Source organism: Pseudomonas shirazensis (assembly GCF_014268785.2).
GTDB lineage: Bacteria > Pseudomonadota > Gammaproteobacteria > Pseudomonadales > Pseudomonadaceae > Aquipseudomonas > Aquipseudomonas shirazensis.
This window is the reverse complement of record NZ_JABWRD020000001.1, coordinates 2,293,434-2,319,625: the sequence shown is the minus strand read 5'-3', so window position 1 is coordinate 2,319,625 and position 26,192 is coordinate 2,293,434. Positions and strand designations below refer to the sequence as shown.

Genomic DNA, 26,192 nt, shown 5'->3' with positions numbered 1-26,192 from the left:
CGCATCCCGCAGCGCATCCTCTTCATCCGTTTGTACCCCCCTTTGCCGCCCGGCTGCTCTCCGGCGGCGAGGGCGGTCATTGCTTGCAGGCAGGGTCATGCCGTCCATTCCTACATATGCTGTTACCCGGCGTTGGGGCATCGCCCTCGGCGCCTGCTGCGCGCTGTTGCCAGCCTGGGCGGCGCCGCCGGCAGCGTTGAACATGGTGAGCCAGGCGCAAGGCTTGCCGAAAGAATTCGAAGCGCATTTCTTTGATGTGCCGCTCGCGGTACGCGTCGATCTGGATGGCCGTTACCTGGGCGATGCGATGGTGGTGCTCAGCCGCGCCAGCCAGGTCCAGTTGCTGGAGTTCACCGACACCCAGGAAAGCCGCGAACCGGCGCAACTGCGCAGCCGCTGGTTGCAGCGCCTGGCTGACGGGCGACCACTGGGGGCCTGCGTCAGCGACTGTGCCGACGGGCTCCAGGCCATTCATTACAGCCTGGTCAATTCACAGCTATCGCTGGTGACCTCCAGCGCCGAAGCCAACCTCGAGCAGCCGCGCTACTATAGCCTTCCCGAACAGGGCAGCAGCGGCCTGTTGCTACGTAACCAGCTCAATCTGGTGCGCAACGGCAGCCAGACCAACGGCCGCTTCGCCGCCCAGGGCCAAGGCAGCATCGGCAACTGGACAACCCTCGCCGATGCGCAGTTTGACCGCGGCAACGATCAATCCGACCGGGTCCGTCACCGCCTCGATCAGTTGTACGCCGAGCGCTTGTTCGACCAGCAATTTCTGCGGCTGGGCTATTTCACCCCGAGCGCGCAAGGCCTGACCCGCCAGCCGCGCCTGCTGGGCAGCAGCCCGGATACCACCTTGGGGGTGATGTTCGGCAGCAGTGACAGCCTGTTGATCGACAACGGCCAAGCCAGTGCCACCCCGGTGTATGTCACCCCCAATCGGCCAGGCGTGGTCGAGATCTACCGCAACGGCGTGCTGATCAACAGTCAGCCGGTGCAGGCCGGTCTGCAGACCCTCGACACGCGGGTATTGCCCGGCGGCATTTATCAGATCGAGGTACGCCTGCTCGAAGACGGCCAGGAAACCTCGCGCAGCGACGCCTTCATCTACAAACCAAGCAACTGGAGCAATCCCGACAGCCGCTGGCGTTACAACGTCTACGCCGGTCGCCAGAGCAACTTGTTGAGCAACTGGGACAAGGACCACCAGGACAGCCTCGGCGCGGGCGTGCTGGCCAACTATCTGCTGCACCCGCGCGCCGTGCTCGGTGTGTCCGCACAGCGGGTCGACGAAGCCATCCAGTACGGCACCTCGCTGGACTGGGATGCGTTCGACCAGCTCAAGCTGTATGGCAACGTCTACCGCAGCGACAATCAAGGCACCGGTTACGACCTGCAGGTGATCAGCAACCTGCCTAATGGCTCGCTGGTGGCGAGCCACAGCCGCACCTGGATCGACACCGGCAATTCAGGCTGGCGTGGCGCACGCCGCCAGCAGGAGATCAGCCAGAGTTCGCTGTCACTCAGCCAGCGTCTCGATGCACGCAGCACGGCGAGCCTGCGCCTGGCCCACAGCTCTGGTGCCGCCAACGGCCTGGGGATCGACCTGGGCTGGTCGTGCTATGGCAAGCTCGGCGGCTCGGATGCCAACTGGCGCCTGTCGCTGTTCGACCGCCCTGGCACCGCAAGCACGAGCGACAGCCGCAACCGTGGCGTCAACCTGAGCCTGAGCATGAGCCTTGGCGGCCCCGGCCAGCGCATTGATCTGGTCAAGTAATTTTGGACACCGGTTTAGGTTCATGCCGCTGCCCTGAGCTTTTCCTCCATAGCTACAGGGGTCTCGTAGCCGTTGTAGCTGTGGAGGCGCTTGAGGTTGTAGCGCACCAAGTAAGCCATGATGTCGGCTTTAGCTTCAGCTTCGGATTCATAGCCTCCTGCTGGCATCCATTCTGATTTCAATGCCCCGAAGAATCGCTCCATGGCGGCATTGTCCCAGCATTGACCACGGTGGCTCATGCTCTGTTTCAAACCGCACTCTTCAAGCGCAGCCCTGAATTTATGGCTGGTGTACTGACAACCTTGATCTGAATGAAACATCACGCCCTTAGGCTTGCCTCTGGACTCAGACGCCATGCGCAGCGCGTCACAGGCTAACCTGGCATCGGCAGTCATTGAAAACGCCCAGCCCACAACTCGACGTGCGTACAAGTCGATCACTGCGGCCAAGTACAGCCAACGTCTGCCAACCTGGATGTAAGTCACATCGCCACACCAAACCTCGTTGATCGTTGAAACTTTGAAGTTGCGCTTCAGTTGGTTTTCCGCAATCAGTGCTTCCGTGCCTGATGAGCGATACCGGTGCGGCCTGCGTTGCCGGCATTTCAGGCCAGCTTCACGCATAAGCGCACGCACTTTGTAACGCCCGACCTCACGGCCTTCACGCCGCAATTCCTGCATCAATGTGCGTGAGCCTGCGGAGCTTCGTGACGCCGTGAAATGGTTGATTACGCGCGAGCGTAGAGCATCCCTGTCAGGATTTTCACGCCCTTGGCGTTTGCGCCATGCATAGAAACTGCTGCGCTTGACCCCAAGCACGCGACAGCAGTCGACAACACTGTATTGCTCACTCAGCTCGTTGATCAGCGAGAACGATCTTTGGAGTCCCGAAGCAGGAGAGCACTGGCCTTTTTTAGGATTTCGATATCCCGGTCCTTTTGACGAACCAGTGCTTCCAGTTCTTCAATGCGTTGCTGCTCCGGAGTGATGGCTTTGGCTCCAGCCGGAACCTTACCTTCTCTCTCCTGCCTTACCTGCTCAACCCAACGGCGAAGGGCGGTGCGGCCAATCCCGAGGATTTCGCATACCTCAGGAACTGACTGGCCACCGTCCAGCACCATTTCAGCAGCTTGGATTTTGTGTTCTTTCGAATAAGACTTGCGCACTGATTTTGCCTCCAATTGGGCGCCATCATAGCGCCCGAAGAAGGTGTACAAAATCATTAGGCCAGTTCACATCGCCGCCAGCTTTGGCAGTCGCACTTCGCGCGATGGCGGACGCGATCAGAATGCATCGCTGAGCTATCAGCAGGACGTGCAGCTGGGCGCAATACGAAGTGTTGGCGGCACGCTCAATGTCGACCGCTACGGGGCAGGTTTCGGCGCCAACACCCAGTTTCAGAACCAGCAGGTGTATGGCGACGCCTACGCGCAGTCGTCGTCCTACAGCGGCCAGCTCAGCGCCGGCCTGAACCTGCAGAGCACGCTCGCCATGGGCGGCGGCAAGCTGGCCCTGAGTGGCCAATACCTGCCCCACGAGGCCGGGCTGGTGGTCGACATCGACAGCGATCTGGATGACCTGGAGCTGCGCGCCGACGACGTCAACGGGCTGGGTGCCACCCTGCGCCCAGGGCGCAACATTATCCCTGTAAGTGCCTATCGGGCTGGCACCGTGCAGTTCGATTTCGCTGGCAAACATGACCCCGACGCGGTGATTCAGCCGGCCAGCCTGGACTACCACCTCAATCGCGGCGGCGTCGAGTATCGCCAGTTGAAGGTGTTGCGCACGGTGACCGTGCTTGGCCGCCTGCTCGATCAGCAGCGCCAGCCCATGCGCGGTGCGCTGGTGATCAATCACGCCAGCCGCAGCGTCAGCGAGGCCAGCGGGATCTTTGCGGTGGAGATGAGCGAAGGCACGCCGACGCTGGAGATACGCCAGGCGGGCAAGATCGCTTGCCTGCTCAGGCTCGAGCCAAAGCAGCTGCCTCGCGAGGGCAATGTCTTGCTGGCCGGCGATCAGGTCTGCGCGCCACCGCAATTGCTGGGTGGCAGTGATCCGCTGAGCACAGGAGAACGAGGATGAACGGCAGACTGTATCGGTTGCTGCTGGCGCTGCCCAGCGCCCTGCTGGTTGCCTGCGGCCCGCTGGTCGAAGCTGCGCAGGTGTGGTCTTCGATGATGAGCTGTGAGTAGCAGTCGTCTCTAGGAAATTTCTTCTTTTTTATCGGAACGGTCTGACTTTCTTGCCGGCAGCACATGTGCACAAATGAGCGCTGGCTGTTTGCCTGGCACCATCCAACGAGGTTGCAGATGAAACCGTGGAAACTCTTTTACCTGTCGCTACTGCTGGCGCCATTGCCGCTGCAGGCTGCGCCGGAACTCAACGTCGGTGGGCTGTACGATTACCTGGACGGTAACCGCAGCACCTTGCTCAAACGGGTGCGTAATGGCGGCGACAGCACCGCCTTCGTCAAGCTCAGCGTCGCCGAGCTGGTGTACGACGCCGACGGTGTGCCCCGCGAGATCGACCAGACGCAACTGCCACTGGAGCAGCGCGGCCTGATCGCCAGCCCGGCGCGGCTGATCATCCCCGCACGTGGCATGCAGGCGGTGCGCTTGCTGTACCGCGGTGAGCGAGCCCAGGAACGCTATTTCCGCCTGCGCTTCATCCCGGTATTGCCCGAGCAGGGCGATGGCTTTGTCGTCACCGAAGCGGAGGCCGAAAGCTATCGCGACAGCCTCAAGGCGGGCGTCAACCTGCTGGCCGGCTACGGCACACTGTTGTTCGTGCACCCGGCGGCGGCGCAGTATCAGACCGATGTAACGGGCCAGGGCGGTCGCCTGCAGGTGGTCAATCAAGGCAACGCCACGGTGGTGCTGGATCACTTTCGCCAGTGCCAGGCGGCCGACCAGAAATGCGAAGCCGCCACCAAGCATCACTTGTTGCCCGGCAGTACGCGGCGCTTCGAGCCGGTGGAGGGCAAGCCGGTGTTCCAGTTCGAGATGTACGAAGGCGACCAGCGCAAGACACTGGTGGTGCCCGGGTGAGCAGTGCACGGGGCCTTCGATACACGCTGCGTTGGGCGGGTGCGGCCATGGCGATACTCGGCTGGCTGCCTACGGCACAGGCGCTGGAGGTGACCATCAGCGCCGAGTATCGCGGTGGTGGCAGTGGGCGGTTCGTCAATACCACGCCACCGGCTGCGCTGTGTCGGCTGTGGTCGGGACTGTGTAACGGCAAATCCACCGTCGACGTGCCGATTGCCTACTCCAAACGCAGCCAGCAAAGCGCGGGGGATCTACGCGACAGGTACTACCTGAAGATGCCGTCACGCAAACAGGTCGAGGTGTTTCACGAGCTCAATGGCGAAATGCGCCGGATGAATTTTGACATCCTCTCGGTCAGCCAACAGGTGCATACCCCGTCGAACTTCAGTTACAGCCCGTTGCAGGGTAGTGTGGATGGCGGTTGCAGTAATGGCAGCCAGCTCTCCAGCCATGCTGCGCGTACGGTCACCTTCCATACCTATATGCGCCAGCCGCAGGCCCCGGAGCCGTGCTGGGCAAGCTATTCCTGGGCGCCGGTGAATCATGTCGACAACTCTGAAGTCAGCCAGATGGGGGTGTCATTTCTGCTGGATATTCCGCCGCCTTACCGCCTCGCCGCCGGCATTTATCGCGGTAGCCTGACCTACAGCATTGGTCCTGGTGGTGATTTTGACTTTGGCAGCGGTGTCACTGCGCTGAGCGGCGACAGCCTCACGGTCAATTTCGTGCTTGATGTGCAGCACGCGTTCATTTTTGAGTTTCCACCCGGCTCCGAGCGGGCGGTGCTGGAGCCCAAAGACGGTTGGCAGGCATGGCTGGGCGGGGCAGCGGCGCCGTCGCAGGTGTACCGTGACCTGCCGTTCCGGCTGTGGTCGACCGGGCCGTTCAAGGTCTACAAAACTTGCCAGTACACGCTTGGCGATCAATGCGGCATCCGTAATCAGCACCACGATCAAGTTCCGGTGGAGATTGCCATGACCCTGCCCGCAGGTATCCTCCACCAGGGCCGGCCGGTGACCCGACTGTCGTTGCCCACCGGGCCTGCGGCAGCGCTGCAGTTCGAATCGATGCAGCCAACCCTGAACCGTGGCGGCCAGCTGCATTTCAGCGTGGCCCGCAACGGTGTGCAGGCCATGCTCAAGCAACCGGGCACTACTTATTCCGGCGAAGCTACGGTGATCTTCGATGCTGAACTCTGACTGCCTGAGTGTGGGCGGAGCGCACCATGCATAGGGCATTGGTGGTAGATGATCACCCATTCATCCGCACCACGGTGTGCATGCTGCTGCGCCGGGAACAGGTCGAGGTGGTAGCGCAGGCCGACAACGGCGTCGACGCCGTGTTGCTGGCCCGTGAGCATGCACCGGACCTGATCATCCTCGATATCGCCATGCCTGGACTGGATGGCCTCGAGGTGATCGCCAGGCTCAAGAGCCTGGCGCAACCGGCCAAGGTGGTGATCCTCACTTCGCAATTGGCCGAAGCCTACTCGTTGCGCTGCCTGCAGGCGGGCGCCGCGGGTTATGTGTCGAAAACCGACGATCTGGCTGAACTGAACAAGGCGGTGCGTGCGGTGTTGTCCGGCTTTACCTATTTCCCCGATGTGGCCCTGAGTTCGGTGCGCAGCCAGGACCTGCGCGCCACCGAACGGGAGTGCATTGCCGGCCTCACCGACCGCGAGCTGACGGTGTTGCAGCACCTGGCACGCGGCTTGAGCAACAAGGCCATCGGCGAAACGATGCTGCTCAGCAACAAGACCATCAGCACCTACAAGAGCCGGCTGCTGGAAAAACTGCGCCTGCATTCGTTGATCGATCTGGCGGATTTCGCCCGCCGCAATGAACTGCTCTGACGTCGTCAGCCGGTGCGCCCGCGTGTCTTTCTGGCAGCCCTGTGCGGCGTTCTGGCGCTGTTCACGCTGCCGGCCGGTGCCGCCCCGTTGTTGCACGCCAGGGCCAGCCTCGATGACCAGCGAGTCGAGCCCGACGATGCTGATCTGCGCTGGTTGTGGGCGCGCCGGCAACTGCGCCTGGGGGTGATCGCGCGTGACGATGCGCCACTGGACATCCTCGGCACTGGCCAGGCCTATGAAGGCATCACTGCCGACTATGCCGGGCTCGTGGCCGAGCAACTGAACCTGTCCATCAGCGTGCATACCTTTGCCTCGTTTGACGCCGCCGTGGCCGGATTACGCGATGGCGTGGTTGACCTGCTCGGCTCGGTAAGCCGCGAGCGTGCCCAGACCGCAGGCCTGCGCCTGTCGCATGCGTATGCGCAGGACCAGCCGCTGCTGATGGCACGCCAAGGCGATCAGCCCGCGCCGCCGCCTGGCGCTGCGTTTCGACTGGTTGCAGTTGAGGGCTATCGCACCGTCGAGCAGTTGCGCCAGCTCTATCCGCTGGCGCGGATCGAGCTGCATTCGACAACGTTGAGCGCGCTGGCCGCACTGACCCTGGGCCAGGCCGACCTGTATCTGGGGCATGCCCTGGCGGGGCGCTATGCTCTGGCGCGGACCTCGCCGCGCGGTATCGAGGAAATCGGCAATGCTGGCCTGGCCGGGCAGGATATTGGCTTTGCCCTGCGCCGCGACGCAGCACCGTTGGCTGACATGCTCGATTCAGTGCTCAAAGGGTTGTCGCCCAGCCAACGCGCCCGCATCGAGCAGCGCTGGAGCGTGACCGGTGCCGTCCCCTCGAGCCCTGTGCTGTTGCAGCTGAGCGAAGATGAGCAACGCTGGTTGCAGGCCAATCCAACGGTGAATGTACTGCTCGACGAGCACTCGCTGCCGCTGAGCTACCGCGATAGCAGCGGCCACTGGCGCGGTTTAAGCGTGGAGGTGCTGGAATTGATCAGCCGGCGCAGCGGCCTGCAGTTCGAGCTGGCCTCCGCAAGCAGCGTCGAGGGCATGCTTGGGCAATTGCGCCAGGGCCACGCCCAACTGATCGCTGGTTTGCCCCAGAGCCCGGCGCTGGCCCAGCAGTTGAGCTTCAGTCGCTCTTACCTGAGCGCTGCGCGTGTGCTGGTCAGCCGTACCGAGCCGGCCGCGCCGAGCAGCCTTGGCCAGTTGGCGGGGCAGTCGCTGGCAGTGGTGTGGGGCAGCGCTGTGCAAGATGAACTGGCCCAGCATTATCCACAGGTACGCGTGCTCCAGGTTCAAGGGCCGCTGGCCGCGCTGCAAGCGGTCGCCATCGGCCGGGCGACGGCTGCAGTGCTGACCCTCGACGATGCGCGCCCATTGATCGCGCGCTGGTACCCACGTCAGTTGCGCATCAGCGCCAGCCTGACCATGCCACCTGCTCACTTTGCCTTGGCCAGCCTGCGAGGCGAGGTCGAGCTGCAGGGTATCGTGAACAAGGCACTGCTCAGCCTGACCCCGCGCGAGACGGAGACGCTGGTGCGGCGCTGGCGCAATCCGATGATCGTCGCCGATGGCCTGTGGCCGCGTCAGCGACTGAACATCCTGCTCGGTTTCGGCCTGATGCTGTTGCTGTTGCTGCTGGCGCTGCTGTGGGTCCGTTACCTGCGCCGGCTGCATGCCGAACTGCGCCACGCAAAGCACACGGCAGAAGCCGCTAACCTGGCCAAGACGCGTTTTCTGGCGACCATGAGCCATGAGATTCGCACGCCCATGCACGCCTTGCTGGGCATGCTCGAACTGGCTCAGCACAAGGCCGAGCAAGGCACACTGGACCGTGTGGCGATTGATGTGGCGGCCGATGCCGGGCGCGGCTTGCTGGCGCTGATCGGCGATATTCTGGACATCACCCGCATCGAAGCCGGGCAACTGCAGTTGGCACTGCAGCCGGTGCAGTTGCGCGAGCAGGTCGAGCAGGTGGTGCAACTGTTTCAACAGCAGGCGCGGCGTAAAGGCCTGACGCTGCTGCTGCACAGCGAGGGTGCGGGCGATGTCCAGGTTCTGCTCGACCCACTGCGGTTCAAGCAGGTGCTGGCCAACCTGTTGAGCAATGCGATCAAGTTCACTCGCGCGGGACGCGTCGAGGTCAGTCTGTGTGTGCGCGAGCGTGGCGAAAGCCTGGCGCTGGAGCTGCAGGTCAAGGACAGCGGCAGTGGTATCGCCGAGGCAGACCTGGCCGAACTGGGTCAGCCGTTTCGCCAGGCCGGGCAAAAGCAATCAACGCGTTGCAGCAGCGGCTTGGGGCTGAGTATCAGCCGCAGCCTGTGCGAGCTGATGGGCGGCCAGTTGCGCCTGCGTAGTGTGCTCGGCGCCGGCACACAGGCGTTGATCCTGCTGAGTTGTCAGCGTTGGCACGGCCAGCGGCAGCCGGCGCCGCTCGCCGTGCCGCCTGCAGCCGAGCACCACCTGCGGGTGCTGGTGGTCGACGACTATCCCGCCAACCGTCTGCTGTTGGCCCAGCAACTGGAATACCTCGGCCACCGCACCTGCATTGCCGAAGAAGGTGCGCAAGCCTTGCGCCTGTGGCTTGGCCAGCCATTTGATGTGGTCATCAGCGACTGCAGCATGCCAAGCCTGGATGGCTACGCGCTGGCCCGGGCCATTCGCCTGCATGAGCGGCGTACGCGAAGGCCCAGATGCCGCGTGCTCGGGCTGACCGCCAATGCGGTGCAGGAGGAACGCCAGCGCTGCCGGGCGGCAGGTATGGACGCTTGCCTGTTCAAACCGCTGGCACTGAGCAGCCTGGCCGCAGCACTGGCGACCGGCCCAGGTGCGGGGACCGCTGGCGCGTCACAGGCCGGGGCGGGCAGAGTAGGCGCAGCGCTGGACCTTGCCCATCTGCAACGTCTGGTCGGCGATGATCAGCAGGCCTTGCGCGGCTTGTTGAATGATTTACGCGGGAGTTTGACCGAGGATTCACGGCAGTTACAGCAGCAACCAGACGATCCGAAAGAACTGGCCGTATTGGCCCATCGGATCAAAGGCGGGGCGCAGATAGCCCGAGCGAGGCCGTTGCTGGAAGCGTGTGAAGAACTTGAGCGATGCTGTCGTCAACAGCCAAGCAATGTGGCCGTAGTGCAGCGCGCGAAACACGCGCTGCACCTGGCTATGCACCAGCTCGAAGGACAGCTGGAGAAGCTGTCAGCCGAACCGGTGCCGGGTCATATCATGCCAAGCAGCAACAGCACCAACAGAACCACCAGGACCGCACCAATGATGCCGGACGGGCCATAGCCCCAGCTGCGCGAGTGAGGGAAGACTGGCAAGCCGCCAATCAGCAGCAGAATCAGGATGATGATGAGGATCGTGGTCATGGGCAGAATCCTTGCGTGTTTTCGTGGGGGAAGGGGCCGGGCAATCCTGGCCGCTTACATTTCCGACCGCAGCTGTTACAAGAAAATTCAATCGATTGTCTGCCTTGTCGGCATGTTCGCTCATTCAGCATTTCGATAGCGCACCAGGCCCTGGCCGGCCTTGGCTAGACTCGCGCTATTGCCCACCGAACAAGGCCTGCAGCATGCACAAGCGAATGATGATTACCGGCGCCGGGTCTGGCCTCGGCCGTGAAATTGCCCTGCGTTGGGCGCGCGAGGGTTGGCGCCTGGCGCTGGCCGATGTCAACGAGGCCGGCCTGCGGGAAACCCTTGAGTGGGTGCAGGCCGCCGGTGGCGAAGGGTTCGTGCAGCGCTGCGACGTGCGCGACTACAGCCAGCTGACGGCGCTGGCCCAGGCCTGTGAAGAAAGGTTTGCCGGCATCGACATGATCGTCAACAACGCCGGGGTGGCCTCGGGCGGTTTTTTTGCCGAGTTGTCACTGGAAGACTGGGATTGGCAATTGGCGGTCAACCTGATGGGGGTGGTCAAGGGCTGCAAGGCATTTTTGCCGTTACTGGAACGCAGCCAGGGGCGGATCGTCAACATCGCCTCGATGGCAGCATTGATGCAGGGCCCGGGCATGAGCAACTACAACGTGGCCAAGGCCGGGGTGTTGGCGTTATCGGAAAGCCTGCTGGTCGAGCTGCGTCAGGTGCAGGTGGCGGTGCATGTGGTGTGCCCGTCGTTCTTCCAGACCAACCTGCTGGATTCTTTCCGCGGGCCGGACCCGGCAATGAAAGCCCAAGTGGGCAAGTTGCTCGAAGGCTCGCCGATCAGCGCTGCCGAAATTGCCGATTACATGCATGAGCGGATTGCTGCGGATGAGTTTTTGATCTTGCCGCATGAGGCGGGGCGTGCTGCCTGGAAGCTTAAGTGCCAGACGCCGGAATTGTTGTATGCGGAGATGGCTGGGATGGCGGTGAAGATGCGCGCCAAGGCACGGCAGTAGTGGGCGAGTGAGGTATGCTCGGTAGCTTTGAATCTGCACGGGCGTGGGCTGTGGTCAATTACTTCTGGTTCTTTCTTGCGGCGTTGTTCGAGATTGGCGGGTGCTATGCGTTTTACCTCTGGTTGCGGTTGGGCAAGAGTGCCTGGTGGGTTGTGCCAGCGCTGGTCAGCCTGAGTGTGTTTGGGCTGATTTTGACGCGCGTCGAAGCGGCCTATGCGGGACGGGCTTATGCGGCTTATGGCGGGATCTATATCGTTTCTTCGCTGCTTTGGCTGGCGCTGGTTGAGCGGGTTCGGCCGTTGGGCAGCGATTGGCTCGGGGCGCTGTTGTGTGTGGTCGGGGCCACGATTATTGTGTTTGGGCCGCGGTTGCAGCAGGGCTGATTTGCTGGTTGATGTTCAGCTCTCGGCTTCGGTGGGTCGTGCTCGATTATGGGGGCTTATCCGTTTGTTGTGTTGGCCGGTCGGGCCCCTTTCGCCTTTACGGCGAGTCACTTTTTTGGCAAACGCCCCAAAAAAGTAACCAAAAAAGGTCTTGGCTCCACATCCGGCCCCTTCGCTGCGCTACGGGGTTCCCTCGCTCCGGTCTTGCTCCCGGGAGGACCGCTGTACGGCCCATCCTGGGCCGCAGCGCTTGCCGGGCATCCATGCCCGTCACCTCCCTCCGCAAGACCTGCGCTCGGCCTCCTGAGTCGCCGGTGGATCAAGATCAAAGGCACGCCTCGCTGCGCTGGCGCAGATCAAGAGCGGGGCCGCGGCGCGGCCCTTCGCGGGCAAGGCGGACCGCTACGGATGGCCGCAAAGCTGCCCCAGCCTTGACTGTCGCTTTTGACCTTCGCTTTTGACCTTCGCTTTTGATCTGCGTTCTTGATCTGCGCCAGCGCAGCGAGGCGTGCTCTTGATCTTGATCTGCTTTTGATCTTGATCTACCTGCGACTTCAGGAGGCCGAGCGCAGGTCTTGCGGAGGGAGGTGACGGCCATGGATGGCCGGCAAGCGCTGCGGGCCAGGAGGCCCGTACAGCGCGGTCCTCCCGGGAGCAAGGCCGGAGCGAGGGAACCCCGCAGCGCAGCGAAGGGGCCGGATGTAGGAGCCAGCCTTTTTTTGGTTACTTTTTTGAGGCGTTTGTCAAAAAAGTGACTCGCCGTAAGGGCGAAAGGGACCCTACCCGCCACCACAAAAAAAGGATAAGCCCACCCCAATCAAGAAACACCCCCCTCAAAACCACCCCAAATCTGTAGGGTTTTTTACCCTCAAGCGTAGGACCGATCTATTTAGCAGGAGCAACGTTGTGTAGGCGAATGTACCCAGTGCAGTCTCCAATCTTCCCTGGAACGAGGAGGATCAAAGCATGCTGGTACTGACTCGCGAAGTTGGCCAGGCCATCGCCATCAACGATGACATCCAGATCGTGGTAGTAGCGATCGACCATGGCATCGTCCGCCTGGGCATCGACGCCCCACGCGACCTACCCGTACACCGCTGTGAAATCTACAAGCGAATCAAAGCCCGCAAAGTGCAGGAGCAGTAAAAAGGGGGACCGGCTCGCAGCCCCCCACAGCATTACTCGAACAGCTCCTTGGGCACATCATGCTTGGCCAGCAGCTGGCACTGCTGGCTTTCCAGATCAAACAGGATAAACGCCTGACCCTTGGCCAATGCCTGGCGCACCCGCAGCACACGGGTTTCCAGCGGCGTGTCATCGCCGTTATCGGTGCCTTCGCGCGTCACGAAGTCCTCGATCAGGCGGGTCAGGGTTTCAGCTTCGAGTTGGTCGTAAGGGATCAGCATGGGCAACTTCGTAGATTGATCGACAATCCCGCCATGCTACGCGATTCGCGCACCACAGGCGTCACAGCTTGTTACCCAAAAGGCTGTCAACCGGCGGCACACGGGTATCGCTCTCCATCTGCGCGTCATGCTCTATCTGGTGGCTGAAGCGCTCCAGCGAAGCATTGGCCGGGTTCGAATCGCTGGCAAACACCGGTGGGCTGAGCAGGTAACCCGAGAGCAGCCGGCTGAGGGTTGCCAGGCTGTCGATATGGGTCCGCTCATACCCGTGGGTGGCATCGCAACCAAACGCCACCAACGCCGTGCGGATGTCATGGCCCGCCGTAACCGCCGAGTGCGCATCGCTGAAGTAGTAACGGAACAGATCGCGGCGTACCGGCAGTTGCTGGTCATTGGCAAGCTTGAGCAGGTGCCGCGACAGGTGGTAATCGTACGGCCCCGACGAGTCCTGCATCGCCACGCTCACCGCATGCTCGCTGGAGGCCTGACCAGGTGCCACCGGCGCAATGTCGATGCCGACAAACTCACTGACATCCCACGGCAATGCACCTGCAGCGCCAGAGCCAGTCTCTTCGGTGATGGTGAACAGCGGGTGGCAGTCGATCAGCGGCTGCTGGCCGCTTTCCACCACCGCCTTGAGCGCAGCAAGCAGCGCTGCTACACCGGCCTTGTCGTCCAGATGGCGGGCGCTGATATGGCCGCTTTCGGTGAACTCGGGCAGGGGATCGAAGGCGACGAAATCACCAATCGAGATCCCCAACGCCTCGCAGTCGGCGCGGGTCGCGCAGTAGGCGTCCAGGCGCACTTCGACGTGGTCCCAACTGATCGGCATCTGGTCGATAGCGGTGTTGAAGGCGTGCCCGCTGGCCATCAGCGGCAACACGCTGCCGCGGAACACACCGGTGTCGGTAAACACGCTGACCCGGCTGCCCTCGGCAAACCGGCTCGACCAGCAGCCGACCGGCGCCAGGGCCAGGCGGCCGTTGTCCTGCAACTGGCGCACGCTGGCGCCGATGGTGTCGAGGTGGGCTGATACAGCGCGGTCAGGCGAACTTTGCCGGCCTTTGAGGGTGGCGCGGATGGTGCCGCGGCGGGTCAGCTCGAACGGAATGCCTAATTCATCCAGGCGTTCGGCGACATAGCGCACGATGGTATCGGTAAAGCCGGTCGGGCTGGGGATGGCGAGCATTTCCAGCAGGACGCGTTTCAGGTAGTCCAGATCCGGTTCGGGGTGGGTTACAGACATAGTCACTCCTAGGCGGTGGGGGAGGGTGGCCTGACGCGGTTACCGCGCAGGCCCCCTGGGTGATTCAGGCTGGTGCCCGGCTGTGCGGAAACAGCAGATCGACAAAGCGCTCGGCCGTGGGTTGCGGTTCATGGTTGGCCAGGCCAACGCGCTCGTTGGCTTCGATGATCACGTAGTCGGGCTGGCTGGCGTCGCCCACCATGAAGTCCAGGCCGACCACGGGAATATCCAGCGCCCGCGCCGCGCGCACGGCGGCATCGGCCAAGGCCGGATGCAAACGTTCGGTGACATCTTCGAGAATGCCGCCGGTGTGCAGATTGGCCGCACGGCGTACCGCCAGGTGCTCGCCTGCCGGCAGAATATCGCCGTATTCATAACCTGCCGCACGCACGGTGCGCTCGGTTTCTTCATCCATCGGAATGCGGCTTTCACCAGCCGTGGCAGCCTCGCGGCGGCGGCTCTGGGCATCGATCAGCGCCTTGACGCTGTGCGTGCCGTCACCGATCACCTGTGCCGGGTGGCGAATGGCTGCGGCCACCACTTCGTAGCCGATGACCACGATGCGCAGGTCATACCCCGGATGGAAGCTCTCGAGCAGTACGCGGCTATCAAAACGCTGGGCGTGTGCGACGGCCTGGGAAACCTCCTCAAGCGTGGTCAGATTGACCGCCACACCCTGGCCTTGCTCGCCATCGACCGGCTTGACCACTACCGCGCCGTGCTCTTCCAGAAACGCCAGGTTGTCGTCGACATTGCCGGCCAGCTGTTGCACCGGCACCTTCAGCCCGGCCTTTTCCAGCGCATGCTGGGTCAGGCGCTTGTCCTGACAGAGGGTCATGCTGACGGCGCTGGTGAGGTCGCTGAGCGACTCGCGGCAGCGTACCCGGCGCCCGCCCAGGCTGAGGGTAAACAAGCCGGCCTTGGCGTCGTCGACCTGCACTTCGATGCCGCGGCGGTGGGCTTCGTCAACAATGATGCGCGCGTACGGGTTGAGCTCGGCCTCAGGCCCAGGGCCGAGGAACAGGGTCTGGTTGATGCCGTTCTTGCGCTTGACGGCAAAGGTCGGCAAGTTGCGAAAGCCGAGCTTTTCGTAGAGGCGCTTGGCCTGGCGGTTGTCGTGCATCACCGACAGATCCAGATAGGCCAGCTCGCGGCTCATGAAGTGCTCGATCAAGTGCCGAACCAGCACCTCGCCAACCCCTGGCCGGCTGCAGCGCGGGTCGACGGCCAGGCACCAGAGGCTGCTGCCATGCTCGGGGTCATCGAACGACTTGCTGTGATTGAGGCCCATCACGCTGCCGATCACAGCATGGGTGTCTTCATCTTCGGCCAGCCAGTACACCGGCCCGCCTTGATGGCGCGGGGTGAGCAGCTCGGCGTTGACCGGGAGCATGCCGCGCGCCTGGTACAGCGCATTGATCGCCTGCCAGTCGCTTTCGCTCTGGGCCCGACGAATACGAAAACCGCGGAACACCCGCTGCGCCGGGCGGTAGTCACTGAACCACAGGCGCAGGGTGTCCGAGGGGTCGAGAAACAGCTGTTGCGGAGCGTGCGCCAGTACCTGATGCGGCGCCGCCACGTAAAGGGCAATGTCGCGTTCACCGGGGGCCTCATCCAGCAGCGCCTGTGCCAGGCAGCTCGGGTCCGGGTAGGTATGGCCGATCAGCAGCCGGCCCCAGCCGCAGTGGACTGCCCGCGGCTGGTCGTGCGGCTCGCTGCCATCTTCGGCCAGGCGCGCCTGCAGCCGCGCGTAGGACGGGGCCTGGCCGCGCAGCAAGCGCTGGCCGTAGGCTGTTTCGTGGGCTTTCATCGATCAGATTCCTTGTTCACTGAGCCACAGGTTCAGTGCCGCCAACTGCCACAGCTTGGAGCCGCGCAGTGGGGTCAACTGGCCGTGCGGGTTGCTCAGCAGCTTGTCGATCATGGCCGGGTTGAACAGGCCACGGTCCTGGCTTGGGTCGGTCAGCAGGTCGCGCACCCAACCCAGGGTGGCGCCTTCCAGGTGCTTGAGGCCAGGGACCGGGAAGTAACCCTTCTTGCGGTCGATCACCTCATGCGGGATGACCCGACGTGCGGCCGATTTGAGCACCTGCTTGCCGCCATCGGGCAGCTTGAAGCGTGCCGGGATCCGCGCCGAGAGTTCCGCCAGGCGGTAATCGAGGAACGGCGTGCGCGCCTCCAGGCCCCAGGCCATGGTCATGTTGTCGACCCGTTTGACCGGGTCATCGACCAGCATCACCGTGCTGTCCAGGCGCAACGCTTTGTCTACCGCATCGGCCGCGCCAGGGCGGGCGAAATGCTCGCGAACAAAATCACCGGCTGCGTCGTTGTCCAGCAGCCACGGTGCCTGCACCGTCTCGCGGTATTCGGCATGGCTGCGGTCAAAGAACGCATCGCGGTAGGCCGAGTACGGGTCCGCTGCGCCATCGACCTGCGGGTACCAGTGGTAACCGGCAAACAGCTCATCGGCGCCCTGGCCGCTCTGTACGCCCTTGCAGTGCTTGGCGACTTCACGCGATAGCAGATAGAAAGCGATGCAGTCGTGGCTGACCATCGGTTCGCTCATGGCGCGGAACGCCGCCGGCAACTGGTCGATGATTTCGTGCTCATCGATGCGCAACTGATGGTGGCGGGTGCCGTAGTGGCGGGCGATGAGGTCGGAAAACTCGAACTCGTCGCCGCGCTCACCGCCAGCGTCCTGGAAGCCGATCGAGAAAGTCGACAGATCGTCTACGCCAACGTCGCGCAGCAGACCGACCAGCAGGCTCGAATCGACCCCGCCCGACAGCAGTACACCAACGTCCACTGCGGCGCGTTGACGGATCGCCACCGCATCGCGGGTAGCGTCGAGGACGCGGGTGGTCCAGTCTTCGAGGTCGAGCTTCTGCTCGTCGGCATTTGGCCCGTACTTGAGCTGCCACCAAGTCTGACGTTCGACTTCGCCGTGGCGGTCGACACGCATCCAGGTGCCAGGTTCGAGCTTTTGCACATTGGCCAGCAAGGTGCGCGGCGCCGGCACCACAGCGTGGAAGTTGAGGTAGTGATTGAGCGCGACCGGGTCGATCACCGGGTCGATATCGCCGCCCTTGAGCAGTGCCGGCAGGGTCGAGGCGAAGCGCAGGCGTTCACCGTTGCGCGACAGGTACAGCGGCTTGACGCCAAGGCGGTCACGGGCCAGGAACAGGCGCTGGGTGTCGCGCTCCCAGATGGCCAGCGCGAACATGCCGTTGAGCTTGGGCAGCAGCGCGGCGCCCCAGGCGTGATAGCCCTTGAGCAGCACTTCGGTGTCGCCGTCGGACCAGAACGTATAACCCAGGTCGAGCAGCTCCTGGCGCAGTTCCGGGAAGTTGTAGATGGCGCCGTTGAACGCCAGCGACAGGCCGAGGTTGTTGTCGACCATCGGCTGCGCCGAGCCGTCGGACAAGTCCATGATCTTCAAGCGCCGATGACCGAGGGCAATCGGCCCTTGGCTATGGAAGCCCCAGGCATCCGGGCCGCGTGGGGCCAGATGGTGGGTGATGCGCTCAACCGCAGCGAGATCCGCGGGGCGCGGGGCCTGATTGATCGGGGTAAAACGTAACTCTCCAGCTAATCCGCACATAAGTCCTTACCGGTTTTGCCGTTGGGGAAGGTGCCTCGCCGGATGACGGGCACTTAGGTAGTGACCGGAGCGGTTTCTGAGAGTTTTATATCAATCGGTTATAAGGGATGAGTGGTCAGTCGGCTGCAAGCAGCCCGTTGCTCAGGCCTTGCCGCGAATCAGGGCGCGTAATGCAAAGCGATTCGGGTGGCACGCCTCAGCTACCGACCGCGGCACCGGCAAGGGTTCGCCACTGATCCAGGCCGCCAGCAGCTCACCGCTGAGCGGGGCGGTGATCAGGCCTCGCGAGCCATGCCCGGTATTAACGTACAGGCCTTCCAGCCAAGGACAGTCAACTGCAGGCAGGTGCCGAGCATCCTTGCGCAACATGGCGTACGCCTCGTTGAAGGCATGAGCGTCAGCAACCGGCCCGACAATCGGCAGGTAGTCCGAGCTGGTGCAGCGAAACGCTGCGCGCCCTTGCAGCAGTGCCGGGTCCAGCGTGGCCAGCTGCAGCCGCTGACCGAGGTCGGCGGAAATTTCCTCGAGCAGCTCGAGGTTGCCTTGATGCTCGGCCACGGTCGGGGTCAGGTCGTCGCTGTGGAAGTCAAAGCTGGCGCCAAGCGTGTGCTCGTCATCGCGCACCGGCGCCACATAGCCCTCGGCACATACCACCGTACTCAACGAGCGGCTCTCGGCAGTGGCCGGCAAGCGGGTGATCTGCCCACGGATGCGTTTGAGCGGCAGCTCCGCACACGGCGCAAAGGCGCGCACATCGGCCGCGCCGGCCAGCACCACCACCGGCGCAGTGGCCAGCAGACGCGCGCCGGCCCAGGCTTGCCAGAGGCCATCAACCTGGCGCAGCTCGAGCACTTCCTGATGCACCTTTACTTCAATGCGCGGGTGCTGCAATTGCGCAGCGCACAGCGCCGGCGGGTGCACCCAGCCACCCTGTGGATAAAACAGGCCGCCACTGGCCAGGCTGACCCCTGCCACCTGCTCGGCCTCGAGCTGGCTCAGCGGGCGCAGCAGGCTGCTGTCGAAGGCGCCAGCGAGCTTGGCCTGACGCACGGCTTCCTTTTCATCGAAGGCCAGTTGCAGTACGCCGCAAGCATCCCAGTCGCGTCCGCGCTGCATGCGTTCGAGGTAACGGCGGGTGTAGCCGAAGCCGGCGACGATCATCTGTGACAGCGCTGTGCCATGGGCAGACAGCTTCAAATACAGCACGCCTTGCGGATTGCCCGAGGCTTCCTGTGCAGGCGCAGCATGGCGCTCCAGCACCGTGACCTGCCAACCTCGTGTGGCCAGGCTGGCGGCGCTGGCGCTGCCAGCCAGCCCGGCGCCGATCACCAGCGCCTGGCGCGGGCCGCCGGTGGCTGTTGGGCGGGCGTACCACGGTGCCGTGGCCGTCACCGCCGGCTGGCCGCTGTAGTGGCCGTGCATCACCTCCCACTTGGTGCCCAGCCCAGGCACCTTTTTCATGCTGAAGCCGGCCTCGATCAGGCTACGGCGGACCCAGCCGGTGGTGGTGAAGGTGCCGATGCTGGTGCCTGCATGCGACAGCCGCGCCAGTTGCGCGAACAGCTCGGGGGTCCACATGTCTGGGTTTTTCGCGGGCGCGAAGCCGTCGAGAAACCACGCGTCGATGCGCGCATCGAGCAGCGGCAGTTGCTCGAGTACATCACCGATCAGCAAGGTCAGGGTCACCCGGCCGCCGTCGAAGCTGAACTGCTGAAAGCCTGGATGCACTGCCACGTACTGGTCCAACAGCGGCTGCCAGTAAGCCGCCAGCTCCGGCCACAGCTTAACGGCGCGGCTCAGATCGGCATGGCTCAACGGGTACTTTTCGACGCTGACGAAATGCAGGCGGGCGCCGGCCGTGGCCTGCTCGGCAAACAGCTGCCAGGCGCAGTAGAAGTTCATCCCGGTGCCAAACCCGGTCTCGCCGATCACCAGGCAGCCATCGGCTGGCAGCTCGGCAAAGCGCTGGCGCAGGCGGTTGCCTTCGATGAACACGTACTGGGTTTCGAGGCTGCCTTCAGTAGTGGAGAAGTACACGTCGTCGTATTGCCGCGAGTGCGGGCGGCCCAGATCGTCCCAGTCAATCTGGGCGTGCTGGGGGAGGGTAGGGTCTGGCATGGTCGGCTCGGCGGCAGCGGAAGCGGGATTTTAAGCCATTGCGCAGGTCTTAGGCTGCACGCAAGCGCATAAATCGCTGCCGATCCGCTAGTCTTGTCATTCCAATGAAGGAGCCACGCCAGCATGTTCGAATCTGCGCAAATCGGTCACCACATCGACAAGGACACCTTTGATGCTGCAGTGCCGGCGCTGCGCGAGGCGCTGCTCGACGCTCAGTACGAGCTCAAGCAGCAGTCTCGCCTACCGGTGATCATCCTCATCAATGGCATCGAAGGCGCCGGCAAGGGCGAGACGGTCAAGTTGCTCAACGAGTGGATGGACCCGCGCCTGATCGACGTGCTGACCTTCGACCAGCAGACCGACGAAGAACTGGCCCGGCCGCCCGCCTGGCGCTATTGGCGGGCGCTGCCACCGAAGGGCCGGATGGGGGTGTTTTTCGGCAACTGGTACAGCCAGATGCTGCAAGGCCGGGTGCATGGCCAATTCAAGGACGCCGTGCTCGATCAAGCGATTGCCGGCGCCGAGCGGCTGGAACAGATGCTCTGCGATGAAGGCGCGTTGATCATCAAGTTCTGGTTTCACTTGTCCAAGAAGCAGATGAAGGCGCGCCTCAAGACCCTGCGCGACGACCCGCTGCACAGCTGGCGGATCAGCCCGTTGGACTGGCAACAGTCGCAGACCTACGACCGCTTCGTGCGCTTCGGCGAGCGCGTGCTGCGCCGCACCAGCCGCGACTATGCGCCCTGGCACGTGATCGAAGGCGCCGACCCGCATTACCGTAGCCTGGCCGTCGGTCAGATTCTGCTGGAGAGCATGCAGGCCGCGCTGGCTGTGGACCCCAAGGCCAAGCACAAGGGCAACGTCGCCCCGCTGGGCCGCAGCATCGACGACCTCAACCTGATCAACGCGCTGGATTTGAGCCAGCGCCTGGACAAGAAGGACTACGAGCAGCGGCTGGTCAGCGAACAAGCGCGCCTGGCCGGTTTGCTGCGTCACAAGCACATGCGCAAGCATGCCCTGGTCGCGGTGTTCGAAGGTAACGATGCGGCCGGCAAGGGCGGCGCGATCCGCCGTGTGGCCGCTGCGCTCGACCCACGCCAGTACCGCATCGTGCCGATTGCCGCACCCACTGAAGAGGAACGCGCCCAGCCTTATCTGTGGCGGTTCTGGCGGCATGTGCCGGCGCGCGGCAAGTTCACCATCTTCGACCGTTCGTGGTATGGCCGGGTGCTGGTGGAGCGGGTTGAGGGTTTTTGCACGCCTGCCGACTGGATGCGCGCCTACGGTGAAATCAATGATTTCGAAGAGCAGCTGAGCAACGCCGGCGTGGTAGTGGTCAAGTTCTGGTTGGCGATCGATCAGCAGACCCAATTGGAGCGCTTTGAAGAGCGCGAGCAAATACCCTTCAAACGCTACAAGATCACCGAAGATGACTGGCGCAACCGCGAAAAATGGGACGTCTATACCGAAGCTGTCGGCGATATGGTCGACCGCACCAGCACCGAGATTGCGCCGTGGACGCTGGTCGAGGCCAATGACAAGCGCTGGGCGCGGGTCAAGGTCCTGCGCACCATCAACGAGGCCTTGGAAGCAGCGTTCGCCAAGCACAAGAAGTAACCGCAAATGGCCTGCCTGCGGCGTCGCGCCCAGCGCGCAGCAGGTAGGCATGCCGCCAGGGAATGACCTGATGCATTTTTTTCCAGTCATTTTAGACCTGTCACACCCGCCAAGCCCTTAGACTGCAATCACCCCCACCACGGGCTTTGATCGAGGACGTTATGCACACCACTTCCGGACGCTGGGTCCATGGCCTGCTATTGGCACTGTTGACCGCGCTGCTCTGGGGCATCCTGCCGATCAAGTTGAAGCAGGTCCTGCAGGTGATGGACCCGGTCACGGTGACCTGGTATCGCCTGCTGGTATCCGGTGGCCTGTTGTTCATCTGGCTGTCGGCCAAGCGCCGCCTGCCGCCATTTGCCGGCCTGGGCCGCAAGCGTACCGGCCTGGTGGCGCTGGCCATCTTCGGCCTGCTTGGCAACTACGTGCTGTACCTGATCGGGCTCAAGCTGCTCAGCCCCGGCACTGCCCAGCTGGTGGTGCAGATCGGCCCGGTGCTGTTGTTGGTGGCTAGCGTATTCGTATTCAGGGAGCGCTTCAGTTGGGGCCAGGGCATGGGCCTGGTCGTGCTGCTGATGGGCTTTGGGCTGTTTTTCAATCAGCGCCTGGCCGAGCTGCTGGGGTCGTTGGGCACCTACACCACGGGTGTCTTGACCATTTTGCTGGCGACCAGCATCTGGGTGTTTTATGCGCTTAGCCAAAAACAGCTGCTGACCGTATGGAATTCGCAGCAGGTGATGATGGTGATCTACCTGGGTTGCGCGGCGCTGCTGACGCCCTGGGTGCACCCGCTCGAGGCGCTGCAGTTGAGCCCCTTGCAAGGCTGGCTGCTGTTGGCCTGCTGTTTGAATACTCTGGTGGCATATGGCGCTTTTGCGGAAGCGCTGGCGCATTGGGAGGCGTCGCGGGTCAGTGCGACATTGGCGTTGACGCCCTTGGTGACGTTTGTCGCTGTAGCGCTGGCTGCGTGGCTGTGGCCGGAGTATGTGCATGCCGAACAGATCAATGCGCTGGGTTATATCGGCGCGGTGACGGTGGTGCTGGGTTCGGCGCTGGTGGCCTTGGGGCCGTCGCTGCTGGCCAGTTGGCGGGCAAGGCGTGCGCGGTTGCAGGTTGGTTGAATATTGTTGGCCGCTAATAATGATGGGGGCGCTGCGCGCCCCTTCGCGGGTAAACCCGCTCCCACAGAGCTGAGCTTGACCTGCTGGCCAGTGCCCTGTGGGAGCGGGTTTACCCGCGAAGGGCTGCAAAGCAGCCCCGACTCACTCAGCCCTTGGCGCCAGGCGCCAACATGTTCTCCGGGCGCACCCACTGATCGAACTGCTCATTGGTCAAGTACTGCAGCGCCAGGGCAGCTTCACGCAAAGTCGTCCCTTCGCTGTAAGCCTTCTTGGCAATCTCCGCCGCCTTGTCATAACCAATATGCGGGTTCAGCGCAGTCACCAGCATCAAACCACGCTCAAGGTGCTCGGCCATCTGCTCGGCATCCGGCTCGATGCCGGCCACGCAGTGCTGCTGGAAGTTGCTGCAGCCATCGGCGAGCAGGTTGATCGACTGCAGCAGGTTGTGAATGATCACCGGCTTGTACACGTTCAGCTGCAGATGCCCCTGGCTGGCGGCAAAGCCGATGGTGACGTCGTTGCCCAGCACCTGGCAGGCCAGCATCGACAACGCCTCACACTGAGTTGGGTTGACCTTGCCGGGCATGATCGAGCTGCCCGGCTCGTTGGCCGGCAGGCGCACCTCGGCCAGCCCTGCACGTGGGCCGGAGCCTAACAGGCGCAAGTCGTTGGCGATTTTCATCAGGGCTACGGCGAGTGATTTCAGCGCACCGGCCAGGTTGACCAGCGGCTCATGCCCGGCGAGCGCGGCAAACTTGTTCGGCGCAGTGACGAAGGGCAGCCCGGACAATGCCGCCAGCTCGGCGGCGACGGCTTCGGCAAAGCCATGCGGTGCGTTCAGGCCGGTGCCCACAGCCGTGCCGCCCTGGGCCAGCTCGTACACTGCTGGCAGCGCTGCGCGAATCGCTCGCTGGGCGTAGTCGAGCTGGGCGACGAACGCCGAGATCTCCTGGCCGAAAGTGATCGGCGTGGCATCCATCATGTGCGTGCGGCCAGTCTTGACCAGTTTGTGATGGCGCGCAGACAGCTCGGCCAGCCCCGACGACAGCTCGGCAATCGCTGGCAGCAGCTTGTCGTGCACTGCCTGTGCAGCGGCAATGTTCATCGCGGTGGGGAAGCAATCGTTCGAGCTCTGCGAGCGGTTGACGTGATCATTCGGGTGTACCGGCGACTTGCCGCCGCGGCTCTGGCCGGCCAGCTCGTTGGCGCGCCCGGCGATCACTTCATTGACGTTCATGTTGCTCTGGGTGCCGCTGCCGGTCTGCCACACGACCAACGGGAACTGCTCGTCCAGCTGGCCATCGAGCACTTCGTCGGCGGCCTGTTCGATGAGCCGGGCGATATCCGCCGGCAGGTCACCGTTGCGGTCGTTGACCCGTGCGGCGGCCTTCTTGATCAGCGCCAGCGCGTGCGAAACGGCCAGCGGCATGCGCTCCTGGCCGATGGCGAAGTTGATCAGCGAGCGCTGGGTTTGCGCGCCCCAGTAGGCGTCCTGAGGAACTTCGACCGGGCCCAGGCTGTCTGTTTCGATACGGCTCATGCGGCGTTCACTCCATATTCGTCTGAATCCGCAGTTTAGGCCCCTATTCGACCGAGCGGTTCAATCGCTCATCGTGCTACTTGAGTAGAGCGCCCGGCGCGGCGCAGAATGCTCGTCTCTGAGGTACTCGCCTCCCTTTCCTGAAGGATTTGCAATGACCCGTCTCCGTGTCCTTTGTGCCGCCGTCGCCCTGGCCTGCGCCAGCGGTTCGGTTCTTGCCGCAACCCCTGCGCACAACCAAGCCGCCGAGAAGTTCCTGACCCTGGCCAATGCCGACAAGCTGGGCACTCCGGTGTACATGCAGGTGCAGCAGATGTTTGCCCAGCGCTTCGAGCAGACCAAGGCGCCAGCCTCCAAGAAAGCCGTGCTCGACAGCTACCAGGCCAAGGCCAACGCTGCCCTGGACAACGCCATTGGCTGGAAAAAGCTCAAGCCGCAGATGGTCAACCTGTACACCGCGACCTTCACCGAAGGCGAGCTGCAGGACCTGGTCAAGTTCTACGAGTCGCCATTGGGCAAGAAAGTCCTGCGCGAAATGCCCAAGGTCACTCAGCAGTCGGCCCAGCTGACCCAGCAGAGCCTGGAGCCAGCGGTACCGGTGGTCAACAAGCTGCTTGAAGACATGACCAAAGAGCTCGACCCGAACGCTGGCAAAGCCGCTCCTGCGAAGAAGTGAGCCAACGCTGATGAACATGCAGCAACGCATCGAACAGCAACTGGCAGCATTGGCCAACGTGCACCTTGAGGTGCTCGACGAAAGCCACATGCACAGCCGTGGGCTGGAGACGCACTACAAGGCGGTGCTGGTCAGCGAGCAGTTCGCTGGCCTCAACAGCGTCAAGCGCCACCAGCGGGTGTACGCGACCATGGCCGATCTGATGGGGCAGATTCATGCCCTGGCCATTCACACCTACACCCCTGAGGAGTGGGCCAAGGTTGGCGCAGCACCGGCATCGCCGGTGTGTGCTGGCGGCGGTCACTGAAACCTCCCAGGCATTCTGGTAAACTGCGCAACATCCCCGTGGGAGCGGTGGTGCGTTGACCCGAGCTGCTTTCAGCCTGGGTCAACGCATCGCCGCTCCCATGTGTGTTTCAAGGCCACCCGCTCAAACTGTCATTCCGGTCCGCCCCTTACGAGGGTGACCACCTGGAGAACTCGTTACATGTCACAAGCTATCGTCGTCGCGGCGCTGTACAAATTCGTCACCCTGGAAGACTACCTCGAACTGCGCGAGCCGCTGCTCAAGGCCATGCTCGACAACGGCGTCAAAGGCACTCTGCTGCTGGCGCTGGAAGGCATCAACGGTACTGTCTCGGGCACCCGCGAAGGGATCGACGGCCTGCTCCAGTGGTTGCGCAGCGACCCGCGCATGGTCGACATCGATCATAAAGAGTCGTACTGCGACGAGCAGCCGTTCTACCGCACCAAGGTCAAGCTGAAAAAAGAGATCGTGACCCTTGGCGTGCCTGGCGTGGACCCAAACCACAAGGTTGGCACCTACGTTGAGCCCAAGGACTGGAACGCCCTGATCAGCGACCCTGAAGTGCTCTTGATCGACACCCGCAACGACTACGAAGTGGCGATCGGCACCTTCAAGGGCGCGGTCGACCCCAAGACCGAGACCTTCCGCGAGTTTCCCGAGTACATCAAGGCCAACTTCGACCCGAGCAAGCACAAGAAGGTGGCAATGTTCTGCACCGGCGGCATCCGCTGTGAAAAAGCCTCCAGCTATATGCTCGGTGAGGGCTTCGAGGAGGTCTATCATCTCAAGGGAGGCGTGCTGAAGTACTTCGAAGAAGTGCCTCAGGAAGAGAGCCTGTGGGATGGTGACTGCTTCGTCTTCGACAACCGCGTCACGGTGCGTCACGACTTGACCGAGGGCGAGTACGACCAGTGCCATGCCTGCCGCCACCCGATCAACGCCGGAGAGCGTGCGTCCGAGCATTATTCGCCAGGCGTCAGCTGCCCGCATTGCTGGGACAGCCTGAGCGAGAAGACTCGCCGCAGCGCCATCGACCGGCAGAAACAGATCGAACTGGCCAAGGCGCGCAACCAGCCACACCCGATTGGTTTCAACTACAAAGCCGAGGCCTGAGG

At 63.1% G+C, this 26,192-nt stretch carries 23 protein-coding genes; 14 read left to right on the top strand and 9 right to left on the bottom strand.

Annotated features, from left to right (window positions below):
• Positions 1 to 97: 97 nt before the first annotated feature.
• Complete coding sequence (locus tag HU736_RS10635; RefSeq protein ID WP_186701527.1) at positions 98 to 1,777, top strand: TcfC E-set like domain-containing protein; 1,680 nt, start codon at positions 98 to 100, stop codon at positions 1,775 to 1,777.
• Positions 1,778 to 1,797: 20 nt separating this feature from the next.
• Here HU736_RS10635 and HU736_RS10630 read toward each other — a convergent pair whose 3' ends face one another.
• Positions 1,798 to 2,631: an IS3 family transposase gene (locus HU736_RS10630; RefSeq protein WP_427118622.1), complete on the bottom strand. Its 834-nt coding sequence runs from the start codon at positions 2,629 to 2,631 to the stop codon at positions 1,798 to 1,800.
• Between the two features lie 8 nt (positions 2,632 to 2,639).
• Positions 2,640 to 2,999 carry a transposase gene (locus HU736_RS22185; RefSeq protein WP_411561899.1) on the bottom strand — a complete coding sequence of 120 codons (360 nt, stop codon included), beginning with the start codon at positions 2,997 to 2,999 and terminating at the stop codon, positions 2,640 to 2,642.
• Here HU736_RS22185 and HU736_RS10625 point away from each other — a divergent pair.
• From HU736_RS10625 to HU736_RS10605, 5 genes are all read left to right on the top strand, one after another.
• Positions 2,986 to 3,858, top strand: coding sequence for a CS1-pili formation C-terminal domain-containing protein (locus HU736_RS10625; RefSeq protein ID WP_186699942.1), 873 nt, complete (start codon positions 2,986 to 2,988; stop codon positions 3,856 to 3,858). The two genes, HU736_RS22185 and HU736_RS10625, sit on opposite strands and share 14 nt — an antisense overlap.
• A 227-nt stretch (positions 3,859 to 4,085) precedes the next feature.
• Positions 4,086 to 4,823, top strand: coding sequence for a molecular chaperone (locus tag HU736_RS10620; protein ID WP_186699944.1), 738 nt, complete (start codon positions 4,086 to 4,088; stop codon positions 4,821 to 4,823).
• 47 nt (positions 4,824 to 4,870) lie between these two features.
• Complete coding sequence (locus HU736_RS10615) at positions 4,871 to 6,022, top strand: hypothetical protein (RefSeq protein ID WP_225912998.1); 1,152 nt, start codon at positions 4,871 to 4,873, stop codon at positions 6,020 to 6,022.
• Positions 6,023 to 6,048: 26 nt separating this feature from the next.
• A complete protein-coding gene (locus HU736_RS10610) occupies positions 6,049 to 6,675 on the top strand; it encodes a response regulator transcription factor (protein ID WP_186699949.1) in 627 nt (208 codons plus the stop codon).
• A gap of 12 nt (positions 6,676 to 6,687) precedes the next feature.
• Positions 6,688 to 9,972, top strand: a complete 3,285-nt coding sequence (locus HU736_RS10605; RefSeq protein ID WP_367615286.1) for a transporter substrate-binding domain-containing protein — start codon at positions 6,688 to 6,690, stop codon at positions 9,970 to 9,972.
• On the opposite strand, the gene HU736_RS10600 is transcribed toward HU736_RS10605, so the two are convergent.
• Positions 9,900 to 10,058, bottom strand: coding sequence for a DUF3309 family protein (locus HU736_RS10600; RefSeq protein ID WP_181003848.1), 159 nt, complete (start codon positions 10,056 to 10,058; stop codon positions 9,900 to 9,902). The genes HU736_RS10605 and HU736_RS10600 overlap by 73 nt on opposite strands.
• A 197-nt stretch (positions 10,059 to 10,255) precedes the next feature.
• Here HU736_RS10600 and HU736_RS10595 point away from each other — a divergent pair, with 197 nt between their 5' ends.
• From HU736_RS10595 to csrA, 3 genes are all read left to right on the top strand, one after another.
• Positions 10,256 to 11,062, top strand: coding sequence for an SDR family oxidoreductase (locus HU736_RS10595; protein ID WP_103438226.1), 807 nt, complete (start codon positions 10,256 to 10,258; stop codon positions 11,060 to 11,062).
• Between the two features lie 50 nt (positions 11,063 to 11,112).
• Complete coding sequence (locus HU736_RS10590) at positions 11,113 to 11,445, top strand: YnfA family protein (protein ID WP_101323088.1); 333 nt, start codon at positions 11,113 to 11,115, stop codon at positions 11,443 to 11,445.
• Between the two features lie 966 nt (positions 11,446 to 12,411).
• Positions 12,412 to 12,591 carry a carbon storage regulator CsrA gene (csrA, locus tag HU736_RS10585; protein ID WP_186699951.1) on the top strand — a complete coding sequence of 60 codons (180 nt, stop codon included), beginning with the start codon at positions 12,412 to 12,414 and terminating at the stop codon, positions 12,589 to 12,591.
• A gap of 32 nt (positions 12,592 to 12,623) precedes the next feature.
• Here the strand turns inward: csrA and HU736_RS10580 are convergent, their stop codons facing one another.
• The 5 genes from HU736_RS10580 to mnmC all read right to left on the bottom strand — a co-directional run bounded on the left by HU736_RS10580 (position 12,624) and on the right by mnmC (position 19,816).
• Positions 12,624 to 12,851, bottom strand: a complete 228-nt coding sequence (locus HU736_RS10580; protein ID WP_101321674.1) for a YheU family protein — start codon at positions 12,849 to 12,851, stop codon at positions 12,624 to 12,626.
• Between the two features lie 61 nt (positions 12,852 to 12,912).
• On the bottom strand, positions 12,913 to 14,097 hold the full coding sequence (locus HU736_RS10575) for an osmoprotectant NAGGN system M42 family peptidase (protein ID WP_103438224.1): 1,185 nt from the start codon (positions 14,095 to 14,097) through the stop codon (positions 12,913 to 12,915).
• Positions 14,098 to 14,161: 64 nt separating this feature from the next.
• Complete coding sequence (gene ngg / locus HU736_RS10570; protein ID WP_186699953.1) at positions 14,162 to 15,907, bottom strand: N-acetylglutaminylglutamine synthetase; 1,746 nt, start codon at positions 15,905 to 15,907, stop codon at positions 14,162 to 14,164.
• 3 nt (positions 15,908 to 15,910) lie between these two features.
• Positions 15,911 to 17,698: an N-acetylglutaminylglutamine amidotransferase gene (locus tag HU736_RS10565; RefSeq protein WP_103438222.1), complete on the bottom strand. Its 1,788-nt coding sequence runs from the start codon at positions 17,696 to 17,698 to the stop codon at positions 15,911 to 15,913.
• Positions 17,699 to 17,839: 141 nt separating this feature from the next.
• Positions 17,840 to 19,816: a bifunctional tRNA (5-methylaminomethyl-2-thiouridine)(34)-methyltransferase MnmC2/FAD-dependent 5-carboxymethylaminomethyl-2-thiouridine(34) oxidoreductase MnmC1 gene (gene mnmC / locus HU736_RS10560; protein WP_186699955.1), complete on the bottom strand. Its 1,977-nt coding sequence runs from the start codon at positions 19,814 to 19,816 to the stop codon at positions 17,840 to 17,842.
• A gap of 123 nt (positions 19,817 to 19,939) precedes the next feature.
• On the opposite strand from mnmC, the gene pap reads away from it, so the two are divergent.
• Together pap and HU736_RS10550 are read left to right on the top strand one after the other, a co-directional pair.
• Positions 19,940 to 21,433 carry a polyphosphate:AMP phosphotransferase gene (gene pap, locus HU736_RS10555; protein WP_186699957.1) on the top strand — a complete coding sequence of 498 codons (1,494 nt, stop codon included), beginning with the start codon at positions 19,940 to 19,942 and terminating at the stop codon, positions 21,431 to 21,433.
• A gap of 161 nt (positions 21,434 to 21,594) precedes the next feature.
• Positions 21,595 to 22,554, top strand: a complete 960-nt coding sequence (locus HU736_RS10550) for a DMT family transporter (RefSeq protein ID WP_150570905.1) — start codon at positions 21,595 to 21,597, stop codon at positions 22,552 to 22,554.
• A 145-nt stretch (positions 22,555 to 22,699) separates the two neighbouring features.
• On the opposite strand, the gene HU736_RS10545 is transcribed toward HU736_RS10550, so the two are convergent.
• Positions 22,700 to 24,094 carry a class II fumarate hydratase gene (locus tag HU736_RS10545; RefSeq protein WP_186699960.1) on the bottom strand — a complete coding sequence of 465 codons (1,395 nt, stop codon included), beginning with the start codon at positions 24,092 to 24,094 and terminating at the stop codon, positions 22,700 to 22,702.
• Between the two features lie 154 nt (positions 24,095 to 24,248).
• Between HU736_RS10545 and HU736_RS10540 the strand changes: the two genes are divergently transcribed.
• The 3 genes from HU736_RS10540 to trhO all read left to right on the top strand — a co-directional run bounded on the left by HU736_RS10540 (position 24,249) and on the right by trhO (position 26,190).
• Entirely contained in the window at positions 24,249 to 24,770 is a 522-nt protein-coding gene (locus tag HU736_RS10540) for a DUF2059 domain-containing protein (protein ID WP_101321666.1), read from the top strand.
• A 10-nt stretch (positions 24,771 to 24,780) separates the two neighbouring features.
• Complete coding sequence (locus HU736_RS10535; RefSeq protein WP_101321665.1) at positions 24,781 to 25,077, top strand: BolA family protein; 297 nt, start codon at positions 24,781 to 24,783, stop codon at positions 25,075 to 25,077.
• Between the two features lie 180 nt (positions 25,078 to 25,257).
• Positions 25,258 to 26,190 (top strand): oxygen-dependent tRNA uridine(34) hydroxylase TrhO, encoded by a 933-nt coding sequence (gene trhO, locus HU736_RS10530; RefSeq protein WP_186699962.1) that lies wholly within the window; start codon positions 25,258 to 25,260, stop codon positions 26,188 to 26,190.
• Positions 26,191 to 26,192: the final 2 nt, after the last annotated feature.

Excerpts from the sequence above, each read along its gene's own strand:
- HU736_RS10580 (WP_101321674.1), bottom strand. The coding sequence starts at position 12,851 with ATGCTGATCCCTTACGACCAACTCGAAGCTGAAACCCTGACCCGCCTG.
- HU736_RS10535 (WP_101321665.1), top strand. The coding sequence starts at position 24,781 with ATGAACATGCAGCAACGCATCGAACAGCAACTGGCAGCATTGGCCAAC.
- HU736_RS10545 (WP_186699960.1), bottom strand. The coding sequence starts at position 24,094 with ATGAGCCGTATCGAAACAGACAGCCTGGGCCCGGTCGAAGTTCCTCAG.
- HU736_RS10565 (WP_103438222.1), bottom strand. The coding sequence starts at position 17,698 with ATGTGCGGATTAGCTGGAGAGTTACGTTTTACCCCGATCAATCAGGCC.
- ngg (WP_186699953.1), bottom strand. The coding sequence starts at position 15,907 with ATGAAAGCCCACGAAACAGCCTACGGCCAGCGCTTGCTGCGCGGCCAG.
- HU736_RS10620 (WP_186699944.1), top strand. The coding sequence starts at position 4,086 with ATGAAACCGTGGAAACTCTTTTACCTGTCGCTACTGCTGGCGCCATTG.
- HU736_RS10610 (WP_186699949.1), top strand. The coding sequence starts at position 6,049 with ATGCATAGGGCATTGGTGGTAGATGATCACCCATTCATCCGCACCACG.
- HU736_RS10540 (WP_101321666.1), top strand. The coding sequence starts at position 24,249 with ATGACCCGTCTCCGTGTCCTTTGTGCCGCCGTCGCCCTGGCCTGCGCC.
- HU736_RS10635 (WP_186701527.1), top strand. The coding sequence starts at position 98 with ATGCCGTCCATTCCTACATATGCTGTTACCCGGCGTTGGGGCATCGCC.
- HU736_RS22185 (WP_411561899.1), bottom strand. The coding sequence starts at position 2,999 with ATGATTTTGTACACCTTCTTCGGGCGCTATGATGGCGCCCAATTGGAG.
- pap (WP_186699957.1), top strand. The coding sequence starts at position 19,940 with ATGTTCGAATCTGCGCAAATCGGTCACCACATCGACAAGGACACCTTT.
- trhO (WP_186699962.1), top strand. The coding sequence starts at position 25,258 with ATGTCACAAGCTATCGTCGTCGCGGCGCTGTACAAATTCGTCACCCTG.
- HU736_RS10550 (WP_150570905.1), top strand. The coding sequence starts at position 21,595 with ATGCACACCACTTCCGGACGCTGGGTCCATGGCCTGCTATTGGCACTG.
- mnmC (WP_186699955.1), bottom strand. The coding sequence starts at position 19,816 with ATGCCAGACCCTACCCTCCCCCAGCACGCCCAGATTGACTGGGACGAT.
- HU736_RS10575 (WP_103438224.1), bottom strand. The coding sequence starts at position 14,097 with ATGTCTGTAACCCACCCCGAACCGGATCTGGACTACCTGAAACGCGTC.
- HU736_RS10595 (WP_103438226.1), top strand. The coding sequence starts at position 10,256 with ATGCACAAGCGAATGATGATTACCGGCGCCGGGTCTGGCCTCGGCCGT.
- HU736_RS10615 (WP_225912998.1), top strand. The coding sequence starts at position 4,871 with ATGGCGATACTCGGCTGGCTGCCTACGGCACAGGCGCTGGAGGTGACC.
- csrA (WP_186699951.1), top strand. The coding sequence starts at position 12,412 with ATGCTGGTACTGACTCGCGAAGTTGGCCAGGCCATCGCCATCAACGAT.